The sequence below is a fragment of the Streptomyces sp. NPDC025638 genome, from assembly GCF_055558775.1.
The window spans coordinates 360,043-378,217 of sequence record NZ_JBVHLX010000009.1; the positions used below are offsets into that span (position 1 = coordinate 360,043).

Sequence of the window (18,175 nt, forward strand, 5' to 3'; positions counted from 1 at the left end):
CACCCAGCGGTCACAGGGCTCATGACTGTCCGGTGACCGAAGAGCAGATAGAACGTTGGGACCGTCGCGGCGCTCCTGCCGAGCCGCGCAGCAGCGACAGCGCGTCAGCGTGCAACGCCGGTAGATCAGCGCACACCCGCCCGCCACCCCCTCTGACACAGGAGATCAAGCGGATGGCTCATCGGCTCCGGACCTGTACCGCGTTAGCAGCGACCGCCCTGATGGTGGTCGTGTCCAACAGCACTGGCAGAACCCCGGCCGTGCGGGCAGCGGCCGCCACAGCTGCCACGTCGGCCGTCTCCACCCATGCCCCCGCCTCCGCGCGCCCGGGCTCCGTGTTGCACCCGGGAGACGTCGCCTCTTCGGCGGTGGACGAACCGCCGCCCGTCGACGTGCTGGTCCATCGCCCGGGACGGGCTCAGGGAGACCTCTTCGTCACGGCCCAGGGGCAGACCGAGTTCCCGCGAGGGCCGCAGATCATGGATGACCACGGCCGCCCCATCTGGTTCCGCAAGGTGCCGGACGGCAACTTCGCCAGCGACTTCCGTGTGCAGGAGTACCACGGGCAGAAGGTGCTGACGTGGTGGGAGGGCGAGTCAACGAACACCGGCGTCGGCTCCGGCATCGGATACATCGCCAACCAGAACTACGAGATCATCGCCACGGTGCAGACCCCGGATCCCGGCGAGGTGATGGACCTTCACGAGTTCCTGCTGACTCCGCAGGGGACCGCGCTCATCGTCAGCTACCAGCAGAAGCCGTACGACCTGAGCGAGTACGGCGGGCCCAAGGACGGCTCGGTCGTCGACAGTGTCGTCCAGGAGATAGACATCGCCACCGGCAGGAAGGTGATGAACTGGAGCAGCCTGGCGCATGTGCCGCTCACCGACTCCGACTTCCGGCCCGCCCCCGGCAGCACCGTCCCCTACGACTACCTGCATGTGAACTCCGTCGATGTCGACACCGACGGGAACCTGCTCATCTCCGGCAACGGGGCCAGCACGATCTACAAGGTGGACCGTCGCACCGGCAAAATCATCTGGCGGCTGGGCGGGCGGCACAGCGACTTCCGGCTCGGCGCGGGCGTACGTTTCAGCTGGCAGCACGATGTCCGGTCCGTCGGCCACAACACGTACCGCGTCTTCGACAATGGCACGCGGCGCGGACTGGAGGGCTACGAGTCGCGGGTGGCGTGGATCAGGATCGACCCCGCTCACGGCACGTCGAAGCTGATACGCCAGCAGGTCCACCCGAAACTGATGTCGAGCCCGGTGGAGGGCAACAGCCAGGCGCTGACCAACGGAGACACCTTCGTGAGCTGGGGTGTAGCGGGGCCGGGCCGTATGTCGGAGTTCTCGCGCGACGGCAGGCTGCTGTTCGACGCCACGTTCCCGTACAACGGCAGCAGTTACCGCGCCTACCGGCTCGGCTGGGAGGGCCGGCCGCTGACCAAGCCCGAGCTCATCGTCGATGATGTCGCCTCCGGTGCGGTCAGGGCCAACTGGAACGGCGCCTCGGACGTGGCCCGTTGGCGGCTGCTCGCCGGTGGATCGCAGGGCGGCCTGAAGCCGGTCGCGACCGTGGCCTGGGACGGGTTCGACACGCCGATCAAGCTGCCCGCCGACGCTCGCGACGCCGCGCGGCTCCAGGTCCAGGCCCTCGACGAGCGGGGCAAGGTGATCGACAGCTCGCCCGTCACACCCGTCGGCGCCGCCGCGTCCGGCGTCCGCTGAGCGGGGGTCGGGATGACACACGCACGGATCGCGGCCCTTTCCTTCCGGACGCCGCCGCTGGTGAAGATGGCGGAACTGGCGGGGCATGTCGCCTCCGACGTCGGCGGCTTCGCCATCGCCAAGGTCGTCGGCAATTCGGCCATCCTCACCAAGGGCATGGCGGTCAACGTGCTGGCCGAGGACCCACGATGGTGGTCCACCCGGCAGCGGATGGACCGCAGCCTCGCCGAGGCCTCCCGGCTGGGCGGGGCGGCGGTGCTGGAGGCGCTCGGCCGGGCCGGACTGCGCGCGCGGGACGTCGGGCTGCTGGCCACCGTCACCACCACGACCCACTCGGCCCCCGGCCTCGACGCCCTCGCCCCGGCACTCGGCATGCGCGAGAACGTCGAGATCCTCTCCCTCGGTCCGATGGGCTGCTACGCGGCCCTGCCGGCCCTGACCACCTGCGCGCACTGGGTCGCGGCCCGGCGCAAGCCCGCCGTACTGCTGGCCGTGGACCTGTTCTCGCCGCACATGCAGCCGCCGCCGTACGACAAGGAGGCGGCGGTGGTGTGGACACTCTTCGGCGACGGGGCGGCGGCGGTCGTGCTGCTGCCCGACAAGGGCAGGCGGGGCGCCTCCGGCGCGCAGGTGGTCGACGCCGAGCAACTGACCGTCCCGGCGCATGCCGAGGACCTGCAGGTGCACGTCGGCGACCTCGGGCTGCGGATCCGGCTCGCCGCCACCATGCCGGACGTCGTGGCCTCAGCCGTCGGCGTCCCGGCGAAGGCGCTGCTGGCCAGGAACCGTCTCGCGTGGGGCGACGTGGTCTGGTGGGCTGTGCATCCCGGCGGCCGGCGCATCCTCGACCGCGTAGAGGAGGCGATCGGTCTGCCCGAGGACTCCGTGGCGGTGGCCCGCGCCGAGATGCGCGCATACGGCAACACCGCGGCCCCGGCCGTGCTCGGCGTGCTGCGGCGGCTGCAGGCGGCCCGGCCGCTGGCCCCCGGAGAGCACGGCGTCGTCCTGGCCTTCGGGCCCGGCGCCACGATCTGGGCGGTGCTGCTGCGCGGCGCGTGAGCACCCGTAAGACCCGTACGACATGAGGAGAGACGATGTTGGAGATCTTCGGCGTGGGCTTCGGGCGCACCGGAACCCTGTCGCTCAAGAAGGCCCTGGAGCGGCTCGGGTTCGGCCCGTGCCATCACATGCTGGGCCTGTTCGAGGACCCGGACACCGTTGCGCTGTGGCAGGCCGCCGCGCGCGGGGAACAGGTCGACTGGACGCGGGTGTACCAGGGCTACCGGTCGGGCGTCGACTGGCCGGGCGCCGCCTTCTGGCGGCAGATCACCGCCGCTTTCCCCGGGGCGAAGGTGATCCTGACCGAACGCGACCCGGACGCCTGGTACGCCAGCGCCGAGAGCAGCATCCACGCCGCCGCCGTGGCACCGCTGCCCGACGACGCCGACCCGCTGTTCGCCCGGGTGCGGCAGATGTCGCTCGACGTCGTCTGGGACGGCGTCTTCGGCGGACGGTTCGCCGACCGACAGCACGCATTGGAGGTTTACGAGGCGCACATCGCCGCGGTCAAGCGTGAGCTCGACCCCGCACGGCTACTCGTCTTCGAGGTCGGCCAGGGCTGGGAGCCGCTGTGCGCGTTCCTCGGGGTGCCCGTCCCCGACGAGCCCTTCCCGCGCAGCAACGACCGGGCGGCCTTCGCCGAGCAGATCGCCCGGCTCAGGACCGCCGGCAGCACGGCGGAGCCGACCGGCTGAGCGCATTCCAGGCACGCGCCGACGTGCCCGCGGCGGGGCTCCCCCGGCCGCGGGCACGTCGGCTTTCTTCACGTTGCCGTGCCGTTCTCGTCGGCCCGTGCCGTCACCTCTTGCGAGGCCCAGGTGGTCCGTTGTGGTGATGGACCGGCCCGGGGCCGCCGGGGCCCGCGCCGTCGGAATCGCCCGCGCCGCCGCCCGGGGGCGGGCCGTGGTGATGGAAGATCGGCGGAGGCCCGCCGGGAACGGCCCGGCTGAGGTCGGGCGAACCGGCCCCCGGACCGAAGTGGTGGTAGCCCGGACCGGGGGCGCCGGCGGGTTCGGGGGTACGCTCTGGCGCCGGCTCCGGCAGCGGCGCGTCGTCGTGTCGCGAGAACTGGGTGCGATACAGCTCCGCGTAGAGGCCGTTGCGCGCGATCAACTCGTCGTGCGTGCCGCGTTCCTGGACCCGCCCGTCGTCGATGACGAGGATCTGGTCGGCGTCCCGGATGGTGGAGAGCCGGTGCGCGATCACCAGCGAGGTCCGGCCCGCCAGCGCGGACTTCAGCGCCCGTTGCAGGGCCGCCTCCGACTCGGAGTCGAGATGTGCGGTGGCCTCGTCGAGCACCACGATCGGCGGTGCCTTCAGCAGCAGCCGGGCCATGGCGATGCGCTGCTTCTCCCCGCCCGACAGCCGGTAGCCGCGGTCACCGACCACGGTGTCGAACCCGTCGGGCAGCGACTCGATCAGCTCCCAGATCTGCGCCGCCCTGCACGCCTCGATCATGTCCTGTTCGGTCGCCTCCGGCCGGGCATAGAGGAGGTTCTCCCGCAGCGTGGTGTGGAAGAGGTGCGCGTCCTGGGTGACCATGCCGACCGTGTCGTGCAGCGACTCCAGCGTCAGGTCGCGGATGTCGTGGCCGCCGATGCGGACGGTGCCCTCCACCGGGTCGTAGAGCCGAGGCACCAGGTGGGTGATGGTCGTCTTGCCCGCGCCCGACGGGCCGACCAGCGCGGTCAGCTTGCCCGCGGGCGCGGTGAAGTTCAGGTCGCGCAGCACCCATGCGTCGCTGTCGCGCTCCCTCGTCGGCATCGCGATGGACTCCAGTGAGGCCAGCGAGACCTCCGACGCCTTCGGGTAGCGGAACGACACGTTGCCGAACTCGATCTCCGGCGCCTTCTGCTCCGGTGCGGCGGGGGACGGCAGTGCCACCGCGTCCGGCTTCTCCGCGATCAGCGGCTTGAGGTCGAGCACCTCGAAGAGCCGGTCGAAGCTGACCAGCGCGGTCATCACATCCGCCTGTGCATTGGACAGTTGGCCGATCGGCGCGCCCAGCCGGGTGAGCAGCGTGGCCATCGCCACCAGCGTGCCGATCTGGAACGCGCCGTCGATGGCCATCGCCCCGCCGAAGCCGTAGACCACGGCCGTGGCCAGCGACATCACCAGCATGTTCGTGATGAACAGCATCTTCATGGACACGGAGTTGCGCACTCCGACGTCCCGGCTCCGGCCCGCCAGCCCGGCGAAGAGCCGCGTCTCGCTGTGGGGACGGCCGTAGAGCTTCGCCAGGAGCGCCCCGGTGACGTTGAAGCGCTCGTTCATCATCGAGCCCATCTCGGCGTTGATCTGCATGTGCTGGCGCAGCAGCCGTTGCAGTCGGCGGCCGACGATCCTGCCCGGCAGCACGAAGAACGGCAGCAGCAACAGCGAGATGACGGTGATCTCCCACGACAGATAGAACATCGTGACGAGGACGAAGACCAGGGTGAGGCTTGCGGAGACCACCGTGGCGAACAGGTTCGTCAACGCCTGCTGGGCTCCGACCACGTCGGTGTTCAGCCGGCTCACCAGGGCGCCGGTCTGCGCCCTGGTGAAGAACGCGATCGGCTGCCGCTGCACATGGTCGAAGACGCGGGTCCGCAGGTCGTAGACGAGGCCCTCGCTCACCCGTGCCGAGAACCAGGACTCCGCGTACGCGAGGAAGGCCGCCGCGACGGCCAGTACGCCCACCGCGACGGCGATCCACGCGACGACGGACTTGTCGTGGTCGGCGATTCCGTCGTCGATGAGGTACTTGAACATCAGCGGCATCGCCACGGTGATGCCGGCGTTCAGCGTGGTAATGGCCAGGAGAGCGCTGATGATGCCGCGGTATGGCCGTGCGTAGGGAACGATCCGTTTCGCCGTGCCGGGCTTGACCCGCATCTTGCCCGAGGGCGTCTCCGGCCCTTCCCCGTGGATCAACACCGGTCCCGGGCCACCCATCATGGCCACAGATACCACCTCTGTCCTGTCTCGGGATTCCTGTCGGGACGGGCAGGCTCAGTTGGCTGTCTCGTACTTGCTCATCTCGTCGATGAGGCTCTGCGGGCGCATGTCCGTCCAGTTCTCCTCGATGTAGTCGAGGCACTCCTTTCGACTGCTCTCGCCGAAGACGGTCCGCCAGCCCGCCGGTACCTCGGCGAACACGGGCCACAGCGAGTGCTGGTTCTCGTCGTTCACGAGCACCAGGAAGGAGCCGTTCTCGTCGTCGAAGGGGTTGGTCATGGTCACTCCCGTCAGATGGTTGTCACACGGAATGTGCGCAAATGCCGTGGAAAACAGGTGTCTTATGCGGCGAAGAAGGCGACGATCGCGGAATTCACCGCTTCCGGCTTCTCCAGATATCCGTAGTGGCCGCACCCCGCGATCTCGGTGTAGCGGCACCGCGGGATCGCGTCGGCCACTTCTCTCGCCAGATGGGGCCGCATGACCAGGTCGTCGCCGAATCCGATCACCAGGCACGGACAAGCGATGGCCCGGTATGCGGGCCGCCGGTCCGGGATCATCTGGAGCGCCAGCTGTCCGCGCACGCTCGCGAGGTCGACCATCGACATCTCGAAGACGTCGAGCCAGTCGCGCAGCCGGGCTTCGTCGTTGAGCGTGGCGGGCGAGAGGTTCTGCAGCGCCTGTACGTAGGCCGCGTAGCGCGGCGGGACCTTGATGTCGCTGTCGCAGAGCTCCAGCTCCGCGGCCGTCATGGCGTCGGTGAGGGCGTCGGCTCTGGCCGTGGTGGCCATCAGCACGGCCTGCCGCACCAACTCCGGCCGGGCCACGAGCAGTTCCTGGACGACGACGGCGCCCAGCGAGAAGCCCACGACCCGGCACGCACCGATGCCGAGGTGGTCGATGAGCGAGGCGACGTCCGCCGCCATGGCGTCCAGCGTGAATCCGTCCGGGCACGGATCGCTCGGCGGGATGCCCCGGTTGTCGAGTGTGATCACCCGGTGGCCCGCCGCTCTGAGGGCGGGCACCTGGTGGGTGCGCCACATCCGGCCCGGCGCCCCGGTGCCGGTGACCATCACGACGGGATCCCCCGTGCCGTGGTCGTCGTAGCCGAGGTTGATCCCGTTGATGCGGGCAACCGGCATGTCCTGTACCCCCCTTCGTCCGACCGGGTTCGGTCACCCGGCGTGGCCCGCGAACCTGCCGACCTTGCTGATGACGTCCTCGCCGTACAGACGCAGTGCCTGTTGCAGCGCGAACTCGGCCATGTAGCGCCGGAAGTCCTCCGGCGGATCCTCGGCTACGCGCAGCATCCTGCGGTTGGGCACCACGGCCGGCGCACTGAGCCGGTCCGCGGCCCGGGCCACGGCGGCGTCGAGCTCCTCCGGCTCCACGGCCTCGTCGAACAGGAACCGCGCGTCCGGCTCGGTCGCGAAGACACGACGGCCCTGGAGGATGATCTGGCGGGAGGCGCGCGGCCCCAGCGCCCGGCCGAGGCGGAAGTTGCCCGCGCCCGGCACGATTCCCTCCCGGGCGGCCGGCAGGGTGAAGTACGCGTCCGACGCGACCGCCACATGGTCGAGGACGAGGAGCAGTTGGGCCCCACCGCCGATCGCGAAGGTGTCGACGGCGGCGACCCACGGCTTCTCGACCGTCGGCGACTGCCAGGAAGCCGCCTCGTCGACCAGCACACCGCGCACGAGCTTGTGGATGTAGCCGATTTCGCGGCGGAGCAGAAAGCCGACCAGCGAGATGTCTCCGGCGTGCAGGCTCTTGAGGTTGATGCCCGCGCTGAACACCCGCCGCCCTCGGTAGCGGGGGTGGGTCATCTCCCCGCCGCGCAGCACGCCCACGGACACGCCCGGGTCGAGCAGCGCGATGTCGACGGCCGTCTCCATGTCCTCGACCTGGGCCTCGTCCTCGGCGTTGAGGCAGTCCTGCCGGCACATGGTCAGATGCGCCACGCCGTCGCGCCGCTCCAGCCGCACCGAGCGCAGTTCGAGCCTGCCGGTGGTACGGAACTCCGGCAGCAGCTCCAGCGCCCGCGGCGTGGGCCGCAGCATGGCGTCGAGCAGGTGCGGACCGGCCACCGGCGACCGTAGGACCGCCCTGAGGAAGATCCCCTGGTCGATCTCGTAGCCTTCCTTGCCGGCCTGGCGGTGCGTGCGCTCGGACGCCAGCTGCGCTGCCGTCGGCACCAGGCCGGGGCAGGCGTCCGCGGCGGCCTCGACCAGCTCCGGCAGCCGCAGGAAGACCGAGCGGTTGTCGGTGAGTTCGTCGTAGACGGCCTCGGCATGCCGGTCCAGGAACCGGGCCCGCTCGGTGCGGGCCACGTTGTGCGCCGCGGCCATCTCGGCCCGCTGTGCGGGAGTTCGCTCGGCGGGCTCCGGCAGGGCGGCGACCAGCTCCGCCACGCGTGCGGCCGCTTCGCCGATGCCCGGCGGCACACGGAACGCGGTCTGTTCGGCGACCCGTACGGCGGTCATGAGGCCTCCTTGGCGGCGATCGTGCGCAGTTGGCGGTCGCAGGCCGCCAGGTGGGTGCCCAGCGCGTCCTCGAAGCTTGTGGTCGCGGCGTCGAAGAGCAGTTGCCGCCGGATCGCGATCTCCTTGCCGGACAGGCCGCTGACCAGCCCGGCCGTGGCGGCCACCGCGCTCGCCGGGTCGACGACCAGCTCGTCGACGATGCCCAGCGACACCAGTTCCGGCGCTTCGAGCGACAGCCCGAAGAGCACGGCCTTGCGGATCCGGGCGGCGCCCGCGAACCGGACGAGGCGGTAACCGGCCATGCCCGGCCAGGTGGCCTCGCCGTCGTGCGGTAGGCGCAGCCGCATGCCGGGCGTGGCCACCCGGATGTCCGCGGCGAGGAAGGCGTCCAGCGCCGTACCGCCGCAGTCACCGCGAGCCACCGCGACCGTCGCCACGGGCAGTCGCTCCAGTCGGCGCAGGGCACGCTCCCACTTGCTCACCAGCATCACGTCCAGGCCGTCGGCCCAGTCGTCGCCGGGGGCGCCGGACACATGCACGCAGAGGATGCCACCGCCGCGGTCCTCGGCCTCGTCGCACAGCGACGCCAGCGCCGCGACCGTCGTGGCCGTGGGCGGCCGGGTCCCGTCGATCACCAGCGTGAGCGGTTCACTCATCACACCCTCCGAGCTCACCATCGGACCAGCGCCGTCTCGATCGTGGAGCCGGGCCCCATCGTCATGAGGACGCCGTACTCGCCTGGCCTGGTGACGCCTTCGTCGAGGAGCCGCTCGTAGGAGAACAGGAACGAGCCGCTGGAGACGTTGCCGTGGTCGCGCAGCACACCGCTGGTGTGGCGCACGTCGTGCCGGGTCAGCCCGAGGTTGACGGTGACGGCGTCGATGACCTTCTTGCCGCCGGAGTGCACCAGCCAGTGCCTGATGTCGCTGCGGCGCAGGCCTGTGCCCTCCAGGAGGCGGTCGACGACGATCTCGGCATGGGCTCCGACCACATACGGGATGAGGGGGTCGAGATAGAAGCTGAACCTGCCCTGGTCGCGGTCCCACTCGTAGCGCATGGCGTCGACGGCTTCGGGGATGATGCAGCTGGCGAACTTCAGGATGCCGGGGCCCTCGCCGCCGGCCGATCCGCCGTGTCCGCGGCCGCCTTGGCTGATCAGCGCGACGGCGGCGGCGCCGTCGCCGAAGAGGCTGTTGACGACGGCGGTGCGCATCGTCCCGTCCATGGCGTACGCCGAGGAGCACGCCTCGGCGCACAGTACGACGGCGAGCTCGCCCGGGTGCGCGGCGGACCAGCCCGCGACCACATTGAGGGCGTTCAGGCCGGCGTTGCAGCCCATGCCGACGATGTCGGAGCGGCTGCAGTGGCGGTCGATGCCCAGTTCCTTGATGAGCAAGGCGCTCAGCCCCGGGGTGAGGAAGCCGGTGGAGGTGACGCAGCACAGATGGCGCAGGTCGGACAGCTCGGCGCCGGCCCGCTTCAGACAGGCTCGCAGGGCCTCCGCCCCCATCTCGACCGCCGACCGCTTGTGCTTGTCGAGCAGATCGCCCTGCGGCTCCAAGACCCGCACCCCGTTCTCGTCCTCGGGGGGCAGGACCAGGTGCCGACGCTCGATCGCGCTGTTCATGAAGACCGAACGGATCCTGGGATCGGTGATGGCGAAGGCGTCGAGCACCTCCTGCTGCGTGTACGAGGTGGCGGGCGCTGCCGTACCGACGCCGATCATCCGCGGACGGGCCGCGGCCGGGTCGAGGCGCACGCCGACCGGGACCGGGGACCCGAGCAGATCCGCTTCCGGCGCTTCAGGAATTGCAACATTGACGGTCATCGGAAAGTCCAACCCCACATTCGCGGCTTGCTGAACAGCCGTCGCCGCCGAGTGACACGAACGCTGATCACGTGCATGCCTTTCTGAATCGATCGCGAATTGGTACGGATACGCCTACGGGTAGGTGTACGCATACGTGTCAGGACGCCTCTGCTTCCGCTTCGATGAAGCGGACGAGCCGCCCGATGCCCTCTTCGATTTCCTCGGGCGTCAGATAGCTGGTGGACAGGCGGAGGGCGCGATGGCCGCCGCCGTGCGGATGAAAGTTGCGCATCGGCGTCCAGATGACGCCGAATTCCTCCGCGGACCGGGTCAGGGCCGCGTTGTCCGCCTCGAAGGGCACCTCGACCCGCAGGAAGAATCCGCCGGTGGGCCTGTTCCACCGCACGCCGAGGGTCTCCCTGCGGGCGGCGGGCAGGCGCCGGTCGAGCTGTTCGAGCGTGGCGCGCATGGCGCCGCCGTAGTACGCGGCGGGGCCGGAGTTGAGCTCCGACACCCGGCCCCGCGCGGCCAGCAGGGTGCCGGCGACGGCGGCCTGGCCGAGGGACGAGGTGTTGACCGTCACCATGCTCTTGATCTTGGCGAGTTCGTCGGCGAGCAGTCCGATGCGGCCGGAGTCGTCCACGACCCGCTGATCCGCGACGACGAACCCGACCCGGGCGCCGGGGAAGACGGTCTTGGAGAACGAGCCGAGGTGCACGACATGGCGCGCTCGGTCGAGCGACTTCAGTGTCGGCAGCGGCGGCCCGGGGCTGACCAGCCGGTACGGGCTGTCCTCCAGGATCAGGATGCCGTGCCGGTCGGCCAGTTCCAGCAGCTCGGTACGGGTTTCGAGGCTCAGTGTGGTCCCGGACGGATTGGAGTGGTCGGGGACCACGTAGAAGGCACGGGGCCGGCGCCCTCGGGCGCGCTCCTCGTGGATCGCGGCCTCGACGTCGGCGCAGTGGAGCCCGTCCAAGCGCTCCTCGACGCCATGGACGGGGACGTCGAGCAGCCGGGCCGCTCCGGTGATGCCCACGTAGCAGGGGCTGGCGTGCAGCAGCACGTCCTCGGGCCGCGCCATCAGGGCGCGCAGCACGAGCAGCATGGCCTCCTGGGCGCCGACGGTCACCACGAGGGACTCGGCGGGGACGTCGATGCCCTCGTCGACGCGCAGGGAGTCGGCGAGGATCTGGCAGATCCGGCCGGCGGTCGGGCCGTACTGGTACATGGCGGTACGGATGTCCTGCTCCGTGGCGCCCTGTTCGGTCAGGTGGTCCAGATAGCCGCGGACGTGGGTGAAGATCTGCTCGGTGGCGAAGAACCCGTCGTAGGGGCGGCCGGGCGCGAAGGAGATCGCGTCGGGGTAGCGGAACGTCACCTCGTTGAGGAAGTTCATGGTGTCCAGGACCGGGTCCGAGACGCTGGCATGCAGGTCCGCCTTGCGCAGGACCGCCGCAGGCTCCGGTTGCGGCCCGGCCGCCGAAGGGGCCGGGCGCGCGGAGCGGGGCGCAACCGCGGTACCCGGTCCGGCCACCACCTCCGGCCGGACGTCGGCGACCGTACCGGTCCCGGTGAACGCCATGGCCTCGGCCAGTTCCGCGACGAGGCGGTCCAGGGCCCGCGGCAGGCCCTCGGGCCCGGCGGCGAGCGGTCCGGCCACCGCCGGGTGGCCGAGCAGCACCGCGTCCGCGCCGTGGGCGAGGGCCACCAGCACATCGGCGCCGCGCCGGATGCCGCCGTCGAGCAGGACGGGGCAACGGCCCGCGACGGTCGCCGCGATCTCCGCCAGCGTGTGCAAGGAGGCGGCCACGACGCCGTCGGCGCCCGCGTCGAGCGCGCGTACGGCGTCCGCGGCCGTGTCGATGCCCGCGGCGAGCAGCGGAAGTCCAGCGGTCTCGCGTACTGCCGTGAGGGCGGGCAGCCCGAGGTGGTCGGGTGTCACCAGCAGAGGGCCGAACCCGGCTGCCGGCGCGCGGCGGGCGAGGCCCAGGGCCGTCTCCCGGTCACCCACGCCGTGGAGTCGCAGCCAGGGTGCGGGGCCGTCGGCCGCCGTCAGGTCAGGGAGTTCGCGTGCGCCGTACGCACTGACGACGGCCGGGAGACCGGCCGCGCCTGCCGTCTCGACCAGGGCGAGTTCGTCCTGGGGACGGGTCGGCGCGGCGAAGGGCCCGACGGCCAGCGGCGCGGCCCACGTACGGCCGAGGATCTTGGTCGCCGTGTCGGGCCGGCCGATCGCGTCCGACGTCCCCTGGCGCAGGCCCACCCGGGACAGCGCCTCGCGGTTGGCCGCCCAGGCGCGCTCCTCTGCGGCCAGGAACTCGTGCGGCACGCGGGCCTTGCCATGCCATGCCGACGTCGTCCCGCCGGCCCCCCGTACCGCCATGAATTTCCCCCACAAGCAGCGGCCAATTGCGTTGGCTTTCCGGTGATTAGATTTCCATGAGCGACGCGTGTCTACAACGGCGTCCAACTCACCGGAACGCAACAGCACCCATGCGACGGGGGACTGTTCCTGCTTATTCTTGTGGGGGACTCAATTCAGCGGAATCGTAAACTCCGTGAAAGCCGTGGGCCGGGTGTCCAACCGTGAAAAGCGCACGGTTGGACGGCACGGCCGGAGTCGTGGACAGAGCGGTGCTCCTGCGCACGGGGGGACACTCCGGCAGGAGCACCGCGGTCTAGTGGGCGGCCAGCGCCTCGGTCGGAGGCAGCCGGGCCGCTCGTACGGCCGGATAGAAGCCGGCCAGACCGCCGATGACCAGGGTGGCCCCGACGCCCCCCGCCATCGCCCAGACCGGCACGATGGAGGGCCAGTTCTGGTAGGCGGCGTAGCCGCCGGTGACCGCGATGCCCAGCAGCACCCCACCGACGCCGCCGAGGCCGGACAACAGCAGTGCCTCGGACAGGAACTGGGTGCGGATCTGGCCGCGGGTCGCGCCGAGGGAGCGGCGCAGCCCGATCTCGGCGCGCCGTTCCAGGACGGAGATGACCATGGTGTTGGCCACGCCCACACCGCCGACCAGCAGCGCCACGCCGCCGAGGCCCAGCAGCAGGCCGCTCAGGGCGTCGTCGGTGGCTTCCTTGGCGGCCAGCGCGTCGGAGGGCCGGGAGACATCGACCTCGCCGGGGCTCTCCGGGTTGGCCGTGGCGCCGAGTACGCCCTGGACCTCGGTGACGGCGGAGTCGTCGGCGCGCGTGTAGATCGTCGTCGGGAAGCCGTCGAAGTCCAGCTGCTTCTCGGCGATGGGCCAGCCCACCAGGGCCACCGAGTCCATCGCGGGCAGCAGTTCGTTGGGGGCGAGCAGACCGACGACGGTGTACCAGCGGCCGCCGAGCCAGACCCGTACGTCGGATCCCGCCCGGTAGACCCCCAACTGCTCGGCCGTGTGGGACCCGAGGACCACCGCGGGGTAGCGGCTGCTCGCCTTGTTGAGCCACTGACCGTCGACGATCTCGCCGCCGATGGACTTCAGCAGGTCCAGGCGTGCGGCGTTGACGCTGAGGCCGCCGGTCTCCTCCTTCGGCATGTGGTCGTTGCGGTAGATCTTGGCCGTCGTCTTGCCGACGGCCGACACCGACTCGACGGACGGGTTGTTGGCGATCATCCCGATGGACTCCTTCGGCAGGTGCGCGGAGTCACCGGCCAGGGTCTGGCCGGGGGTGACCGTCAGCAGGTTGGTGCCGAGGGCGGCGAGGCGGCGGTTGAGGTTCTCGGTCGACGAGCTGGAGATGCCGACCACGCCCACCATGGCGGCGATGCCGATCGCGATGCCCAGCGCCGACAGGAACACCCGCATGGGGCGCGAACGCAGTCCGGAGCCACCGACCCGCACCACGTCCGCGAACCCCATCCGGGCGGGCTTGGGCCGGCGGGGCGCAGGTGCCGTGGCGCGGTCGGCCCCCTCGGGCTTGTTCGTGATGTCCAGCGCGCTCATCCCGCAACCTCCTCGGTGACGCGGGCGAGCGGTATCGGCCGACGTCCGGAATCGTGCTCGATCCGCCCGTCCTTGACCCGTACCTCGCGGGGCAGCGACGCGGCGATGTCGCGGTCGTGGGTGATGACCAGCACCGTCGTCCCGGACCTGTGCAGCTCGTGCAGCAGCGCCATCACCGTCGCTCCGGAGCGGGAGTCCAGCGCACCGGTCGGTTCGTCGGCGAGCAGCAGCGGCGGGTCACCGACCACGGCCCGGGTGATGGCCACCCGCTGCTTCTCGCCACCGGACAGCTGGTGCGGCTGGTGGTAGAGCCGGTGGCCGAGGCCCACCCGCCGCAGCGCGCGGGCCGCCAGCCGTCGGCGCTCGGAGCGCGGCATGCCGCTGTAGAGCAGTCCGTCAGCGACACTGTCCAGCGCCGGGACTCCGGGCGCGAGGTGGAACTGCTGGAAGACGAAGCCGATGGTGCCCGCGCGCAGCGCGGACAGTTCGCGGTCGCTGAGGTCGTCGATGTCGTGGCCGTCGATACGCACCGTGCCGGCCGTCGGGCGGTCGAGCGTGCCCATGATGTTGAGCATCGTGGACTTGCCCGAGCCCGACGGGCCGACGATGGCGAGCAGTTCGCCGCGCTGGATGACCAGGTCGACGGCGTGCAGTGCGACCACGTCGCCGTACGTCTTGGAGACCCCGGTCAGATCGACGATGGGTCGGGTCACTTGGGGACCCCCACTTCCATCCCTTCGTGGATGCCACTGCCGGACACCTCGACCAGGCCGTCGGCGAACATGCCGGTCTTGACCGCGACGTACTCGACGCCCTTGTCCGTGACGGCCTCCACGGAGTACTGCCCGCCGGGCTGGACGACCAGCGCGTTGATGGGGACGGCGAGCACGTTCTTGCGTGTCTCCGACTTCAGGGTGACATCGACGCCGGCCGCCTGGTAACTGCCCAGGTCGTGCTGGTTCTTGACCTTCAGTTCCACGGGCAGGGTGGGCGTCTTGCTGTCGCTCGAGTTGCTGCCGCTGCCGCTTCCGGAGGAGTCGTTGTTGGCGGGCGCGGTCGGGCTGCCGACATCCGTCACCTCGGCATCGACCGTGGTGTCGTCGGGGAGGGCCACGGTGGCTTTGACGCCCTTGTGGACCAGGCCCTCGTACTGGACGTCCAGGTCCACGGTGATGACGCGCTCGGTTCCGGTCCAGGACAGCACGGTGCCGCTCAACTGGTCACCGGGTGAGGCGTCCACGGCGGAGACCCGTCGTGCGCCGGACGCCACGACGGCGTCGCCGGGCTGTACGACGCCGGTCTCGTCCCGGCCCAGGTCCTTCTGCCACTCCTTGACGGCGTCGGCGGTGCCGGAGGTGTACTCGTCGTCGACGGTGAATCCGGTGTAGCCGAGCTTGGCGAGGTTCTGCTCCAGGACCTTGACGTCGTCGCCCTCCACACCGTCCTTCAGGGTGCGGTAGAAGGGCACGGATCCGTAGAGCAGGGGCACCGACTCCTCGTCGACCTTGTACACGGGTTTGCCGCGCTTGATGACGTCGCCCTCGCCGGGTGTCCAGGTGACGGTCCCGGAGGAGGAGCCGCCGCCGGAGGTGCCGCTGCCTGCCGAGCCGTCGCCCTGCGAGGGCTGCCCGCCACCGCTGCTGCCACTGCTCCCGCCTGCGGAGCCCGGGGCCTTGACGGTGGTCACGTCGCCGTAGCCAAGATTGCCGTCGACGCTCTCCGTGCTGGTGAGCGTGGTGCGCTTCACCTTCGCCGTGGCCGGCGGGCCCGACGGCGCCGCGGCGGCGGACCCGCCGCCGTCACCGCCGAAGGCACCCGAGGCGGCGGCACCGGCCGCCGCGGCGACCGCAATGGCGATCACCACGATCATCGCGAGCCGGGCGGGCCGGCGCGGCCGGCGAGCGGCCGGCGCCGGAGCCTCGTCGCCGCCCTCACCGCCCCCGCCGTCGTCCGCGACGGCAAGCGTGCCGTCGTCGCCCGGCGCGGCGAGCGCCTTCGACGTCTCGCGCGGCGCCTCGCCGTTCTCCTGGAGTTCGAGGGCGCCGCGCTCACCGTTGGCCCGGTTCAACTCGTGGGTGCCTTCGGACGTCACTGGGGACCGCCAGGGCCCGAGAGCCTGAGCATGCCGCCGGGGAACTTGTCCTGGCACGCCTGCTGCGCCTTCTGGAACGCAGGGTCACCGGGTGTGATGCCGGAGTCGCCGACGTTCACGACCAGTTCGTTGCCGTTGATCTCGGGGTCGGGCATCTTGGGCAGACCGTTCTTGCGCATGCACTTGGCCCACTCCGCGGCCTTCGCCGAGTCGACGGTGCCGCCGTTGGGTCCGCCCTGGCCCTGCGGCATCTTGTCGCGGCAGGCCGACATCGCCTTCTGGAACTCCGGTGAGTTCGGGTCCACGCCGCTGCCGGGACCGATGCGGACGCGGCCGTCGCTGTCCGGCTCCGGGTCCGGATACTTGGGCACGCCGTTCTCACGCATGCACTGCGCGAAGGCCACGGCCTGGTCGGCACCGGAAGTGGACGAGGAGGAGCTGGGCTTGTCATTGGTCTGCGCCTCCGACTCACCGGAGCAGCCGCTCAATCCAAACCCGAGGATGACTGCGGACATGGCCACTAAGGTCTGCGAGATGACTCGCTTGCGTGTCGTGAACATGGGCCAAGTTCTACGGGTCGGGCGGTCACACGCCGGGCACAAAGTCCCGGGCACCCGATGAGGCCGAAGTCCCGTGGGCGGACATGGCTGCGCCCCCGCCCTCGGATGATCCATCGAGGCGGGGGCGCGCGGGGCCGGTCAGCACGCCTCGGAGGCGCTGGGCTGCTTCGTGCGCTCGTCGTCGTGCCGTAGCGTGATCGCGCCGGCCGGGCATCTGGCGGCCGCCATCCGTACCGCCGTGACCTGCCCGGGGTCGGGAGACGCGGTGTGCAGGAGCACCTTGCCGTCGTCCTCGGACTGGTCGAAGACCTCCGGCACCGCCATCATGCACTGGCCGGTGCCCAGGCAGGTGTCGCGGTCGACCCGTACCTCCATCCTCTCTTCTCCTCTCACCAGGTGACGGGCAGGGCTTCGAGGCCGTACTGGGGTGCCAGCGGGCGGAAGCGCAGTTCGCCGAGTGGGACGGCCAAGTGGAGATCCGGGAAGCGGCGCAGCAGTGCCGCATAGGCGATGCGCAGCTCCATTCTGGCGAGGGCCGCGCCCACGCAGAAGTGGATGCCGTGACCGAACGCGAGATGGTTGGTCTGTTCGCGGGTGATGTCCAGCCGGTCGGGCGGCGCGCCCGGCGGCTGGATGCGATTGGCCGCGAAGAGCGAGACGTCCACGAGGTCTCCGGCCTTGACGACCTGGTCGCCCATGGGCACATCCGCGAGCGCGGTGCGGGGTGAGGCGGTGGAGACGACCGAGACGTAACGCAGCAGCTCCTCCACCGCACGATCCATCAACTCTGGTCGTTCTCTGAGCAGTTGAAGCTGATCGGGATGCTCCAGCAGTACGAGGGTGCCCAGCGCCAGCATCTCGGCGGCGTTCTCGAAGCCACCCGCGACGAGCGAGGCGCAGACGCCGCCCAGTTCCTTGTCGTCCAGTTCCTCGCCGTGCCCGAGGATCAGCATGCTCAGCAGGTCGTCCCCCGGCGCGCGGCGGCGCTGCGCCACCATCCTGACCATGTAGGCGTTGAACGCCTTCATGGCCTGGATGTTCTTCTTGGCGCGGCCGGAGGAGCGGAGGTCGAGGGTGCGGGCCAGCTCGGCCTGGTCGTCCCGGGGCACGCCGACCAGCGCGCAGCCGACCAGGCCGGGCACGGGCCGGGCGAAGTGCCGCATCAGGTCGGCGGGCTTGCCGGCCCGCTCCAGCACATCCAGCCGGTCCTCGACGATCTTCTCGATCAACGGCTCCATCCGCCGTATCCGCCGCACCGTGAACTCCGGCGTCAGCATCTGCCGCAGCCGCGTGTGCTCCGGCGGGTCGTACTGGAGCAGGTTGCCCGGCTCGACCAGCCGGCGGGAGGCCTCGGCGGTCTCCGCCGGCGGTCTGGTGGTGAACCGCTGTGCGTCACCGAGGACCGCGCGCACCTCCTCCCGGCCGGTGACGACCCAGTCGTTGGCCCCGGGCCCGTCGTCGCGGACGAGGGGCGTCTGCGCGGCCGTCCGGCACAGCTCGGGCACGGGGTCCACTCCGTCCCGGATCCGGTGGACAGGCACCTCGGGTGGCTTCGGCATGGCA

Annotated in this window: 16 protein-coding genes and 1 pseudogene; 3 read left to right on the forward strand and 14 right to left on the reverse strand. The window is 70.8% G+C overall.

The window, feature by feature from the left end:
* Positions 1–221: 221 nt before the first annotated feature.
* The 3 genes from ACZ4EG_RS24755 to ACZ4EG_RS24765 are packed head-to-tail and all read left to right on the forward strand — an operon-like array spanning position 222 to position 3,487.
* Positions 222–1,733, forward strand: a complete 1,512-nt coding sequence (locus tag ACZ4EG_RS24755; protein WP_467792126.1) for an arylsulfotransferase family protein — start codon at positions 222–224, stop codon at positions 1,731–1,733.
* 12 nt (positions 1,734–1,745) lie between these two features.
* On the forward strand, positions 1,746–2,792 hold the full coding sequence (locus tag ACZ4EG_RS24760; protein ID WP_467792127.1) for a type III polyketide synthase: 1,047 nt from the start codon (positions 1,746–1,748) through the stop codon (positions 2,790–2,792).
* Positions 2,793–2,827: 35 nt separating this feature from the next.
* Positions 2,828–3,487: a sulfotransferase family protein gene (locus ACZ4EG_RS24765; protein ID WP_467792128.1), complete on the forward strand. Its 660-nt coding sequence runs from the start codon at positions 2,828–2,830 to the stop codon at positions 3,485–3,487.
* Positions 3,488–3,590: 103 nt separating this feature from the next.
* Here the strand turns inward: ACZ4EG_RS24765 and ACZ4EG_RS24770 are convergent, their stop codons facing one another.
* The 14 genes and pseudogenes from ACZ4EG_RS24770 to ACZ4EG_RS24835 all read right to left on the reverse strand — a co-directional run bounded on the left by ACZ4EG_RS24770 (position 3,591) and on the right by ACZ4EG_RS24835 (position 18,171).
* Complete coding sequence (locus ACZ4EG_RS24770; RefSeq protein WP_467792147.1) at positions 3,591–5,732, reverse strand: ABC transporter ATP-binding protein; 2,142 nt, start codon at positions 5,730–5,732, stop codon at positions 3,591–3,593.
* 54 nt (positions 5,733–5,786) lie between these two features.
* Positions 5,787–6,011 (reverse strand): MbtH family protein, encoded by a 225-nt coding sequence (locus tag ACZ4EG_RS24775; protein ID WP_317633528.1) that lies wholly within the window; start codon positions 6,009–6,011, stop codon positions 5,787–5,789.
* A gap of 62 nt (positions 6,012–6,073) precedes the next feature.
* Positions 6,074–6,874, reverse strand: coding sequence for an alpha/beta fold hydrolase (locus ACZ4EG_RS24780; protein WP_467792129.1), 801 nt, complete (start codon positions 6,872–6,874; stop codon positions 6,074–6,076).
* Positions 6,875–6,907: 33 nt separating this feature from the next.
* Positions 6,908–8,215 (reverse strand): (3,5-dihydroxyphenyl)acetyl-CoA 1,2-dioxygenase DpgC, encoded by a 1,308-nt coding sequence (gene dpgC, locus ACZ4EG_RS24785; protein WP_467792130.1) that lies wholly within the window; start codon positions 8,213–8,215, stop codon positions 6,908–6,910.
* Entirely contained in the window at positions 8,212–8,871 is a 660-nt protein-coding gene (gene dpgB / locus ACZ4EG_RS24790; RefSeq protein WP_467792131.1) for an enoyl-CoA-hydratase DpgB, read from the reverse strand. Before dpgB ends, dpgC begins: the two co-directional genes overlap by 4 nt.
* Positions 8,872–8,885: 14 nt before the next feature.
* A complete protein-coding gene (dpgA, locus tag ACZ4EG_RS24795; RefSeq protein WP_467792148.1) occupies positions 8,886–9,941 on the reverse strand; it encodes a 3,5-dihydroxyphenylacetyl-CoA synthase DpgA in 1,056 nt (351 codons plus the stop codon).
* A 241-nt stretch (positions 9,942–10,182) separates the two neighbouring features.
* Positions 10,183–11,421 carry an aminotransferase-like domain-containing protein gene (locus tag ACZ4EG_RS24800; protein ID WP_467792149.1) on the reverse strand — a complete coding sequence of 413 codons (1,239 nt, stop codon included), beginning with the start codon at positions 11,419–11,421 and terminating at the stop codon, positions 10,183–10,185.
* Positions 11,422–11,568: 147 nt separating this feature from the next.
* A pseudogene (locus ACZ4EG_RS24805) lies at positions 11,569–12,408 on the reverse strand (alpha-hydroxy-acid oxidizing protein); the annotation flags it as partial.
* A 295-nt stretch (positions 12,409–12,703) separates the two neighbouring features.
* Positions 12,704–13,960, reverse strand: a complete 1,257-nt coding sequence (locus ACZ4EG_RS24810) for an ABC transporter permease (protein WP_467792132.1) — start codon at positions 13,958–13,960, stop codon at positions 12,704–12,706.
* Positions 13,957–14,673: an ABC transporter ATP-binding protein gene (locus ACZ4EG_RS24815; RefSeq protein WP_363302167.1), complete on the reverse strand. Its 717-nt coding sequence runs from the start codon at positions 14,671–14,673 to the stop codon at positions 13,957–13,959. The genes ACZ4EG_RS24810 and ACZ4EG_RS24815 overlap by 4 nt, the downstream gene beginning before the upstream one ends.
* Positions 14,670–16,052: a peptidoglycan-binding protein gene (locus ACZ4EG_RS24820; protein ID WP_467792133.1), complete on the reverse strand. Its 1,383-nt coding sequence runs from the start codon at positions 16,050–16,052 to the stop codon at positions 14,670–14,672. Before ACZ4EG_RS24820 ends, ACZ4EG_RS24815 begins: the two co-directional genes overlap by 4 nt.
* A complete protein-coding gene (locus ACZ4EG_RS24825) occupies positions 16,049–16,567 on the reverse strand; it encodes a hypothetical protein (RefSeq protein WP_390708080.1) in 519 nt (172 codons plus the stop codon). Before ACZ4EG_RS24825 ends, ACZ4EG_RS24820 begins: the two co-directional genes overlap by 4 nt.
* A gap of 183 nt (positions 16,568–16,750) precedes the next feature.
* The gene (locus ACZ4EG_RS24830; RefSeq protein WP_453548663.1) at positions 16,751–16,987 is read right to left on the reverse strand and encodes a ferredoxin; all 237 of its coding nucleotides are present in this window, start codon (positions 16,985–16,987) and stop codon (positions 16,751–16,753) included.
* A 14-nt stretch (positions 16,988–17,001) separates the two neighbouring features.
* Entirely contained in the window at positions 17,002–18,171 is a 1,170-nt protein-coding gene (locus tag ACZ4EG_RS24835) for a cytochrome P450 (protein WP_467792134.1), read from the reverse strand.
* Between the last annotated feature and the right edge of the window lie 4 nt (positions 18,172–18,175).

What these genes read in the sequence shown, in the direction of transcription:
- ACZ4EG_RS24770 (WP_467792147.1), bottom strand. Translation starts at nt 5,732, where the DNA reads ATGATGGGTGGCCCGGGACCGGTGTTGATCCACGGGGAAGGGCCGGAG.
- ACZ4EG_RS24800 (WP_467792149.1), bottom strand. Translation starts at nt 11,421, where the DNA reads ATGAACTTCCTCAACGAGGTGACGTTCCGCTACCCCGACGCGATCTCC.
- ACZ4EG_RS24830 (WP_453548663.1), bottom strand. Translation starts at nt 16,987, where the DNA reads ATGGAGGTACGGGTCGACCGCGACACCTGCCTGGGCACCGGCCAGTGC.
- ACZ4EG_RS24765 (WP_467792128.1), top strand. Translation starts at nt 2,828, where the DNA reads ATGTTGGAGATCTTCGGCGTGGGCTTCGGGCGCACCGGAACCCTGTCG.
- ACZ4EG_RS24835 (WP_467792134.1), bottom strand. Translation starts at nt 18,171, where the DNA reads ATGCCGAAGCCACCCGAGGTGCCTGTCCACCGGATCCGGGACGGAGTG.
- ACZ4EG_RS24780 (WP_467792129.1), bottom strand. Translation starts at nt 6,874, where the DNA reads ATGCCGGTTGCCCGCATCAACGGGATCAACCTCGGCTACGACGACCAC.
- ACZ4EG_RS24760 (WP_467792127.1), top strand. Translation starts at nt 1,746, where the DNA reads ATGACACACGCACGGATCGCGGCCCTTTCCTTCCGGACGCCGCCGCTG.
- dpgA (WP_467792148.1), bottom strand. Translation starts at nt 9,941, where the DNA reads ATGATCGGCGTCGGTACGGCAGCGCCCGCCACCTCGTACACGCAGCAG.
- ACZ4EG_RS24825 (WP_390708080.1), bottom strand. Translation starts at nt 16,567, where the DNA reads ATGTCCGCAGTCATCCTCGGGTTTGGATTGAGCGGCTGCTCCGGTGAG.
- dpgB (WP_467792131.1), bottom strand. Translation starts at nt 8,871, where the DNA reads ATGAGTGAACCGCTCACGCTGGTGATCGACGGGACCCGGCCGCCCACG.
- ACZ4EG_RS24775 (WP_317633528.1), bottom strand. Translation starts at nt 6,011, where the DNA reads ATGACCAACCCCTTCGACGACGAGAACGGCTCCTTCCTGGTGCTCGTG.
- ACZ4EG_RS24755 (WP_467792126.1), top strand. Translation starts at nt 222, where the DNA reads ATGGTGGTCGTGTCCAACAGCACTGGCAGAACCCCGGCCGTGCGGGCA.
- ACZ4EG_RS24810 (WP_467792132.1), bottom strand. Translation starts at nt 13,960, where the DNA reads ATGAGCGCGCTGGACATCACGAACAAGCCCGAGGGGGCCGACCGCGCC.
- dpgC (WP_467792130.1), bottom strand. Translation starts at nt 8,215, where the DNA reads ATGACCGCCGTACGGGTCGCCGAACAGACCGCGTTCCGTGTGCCGCCG.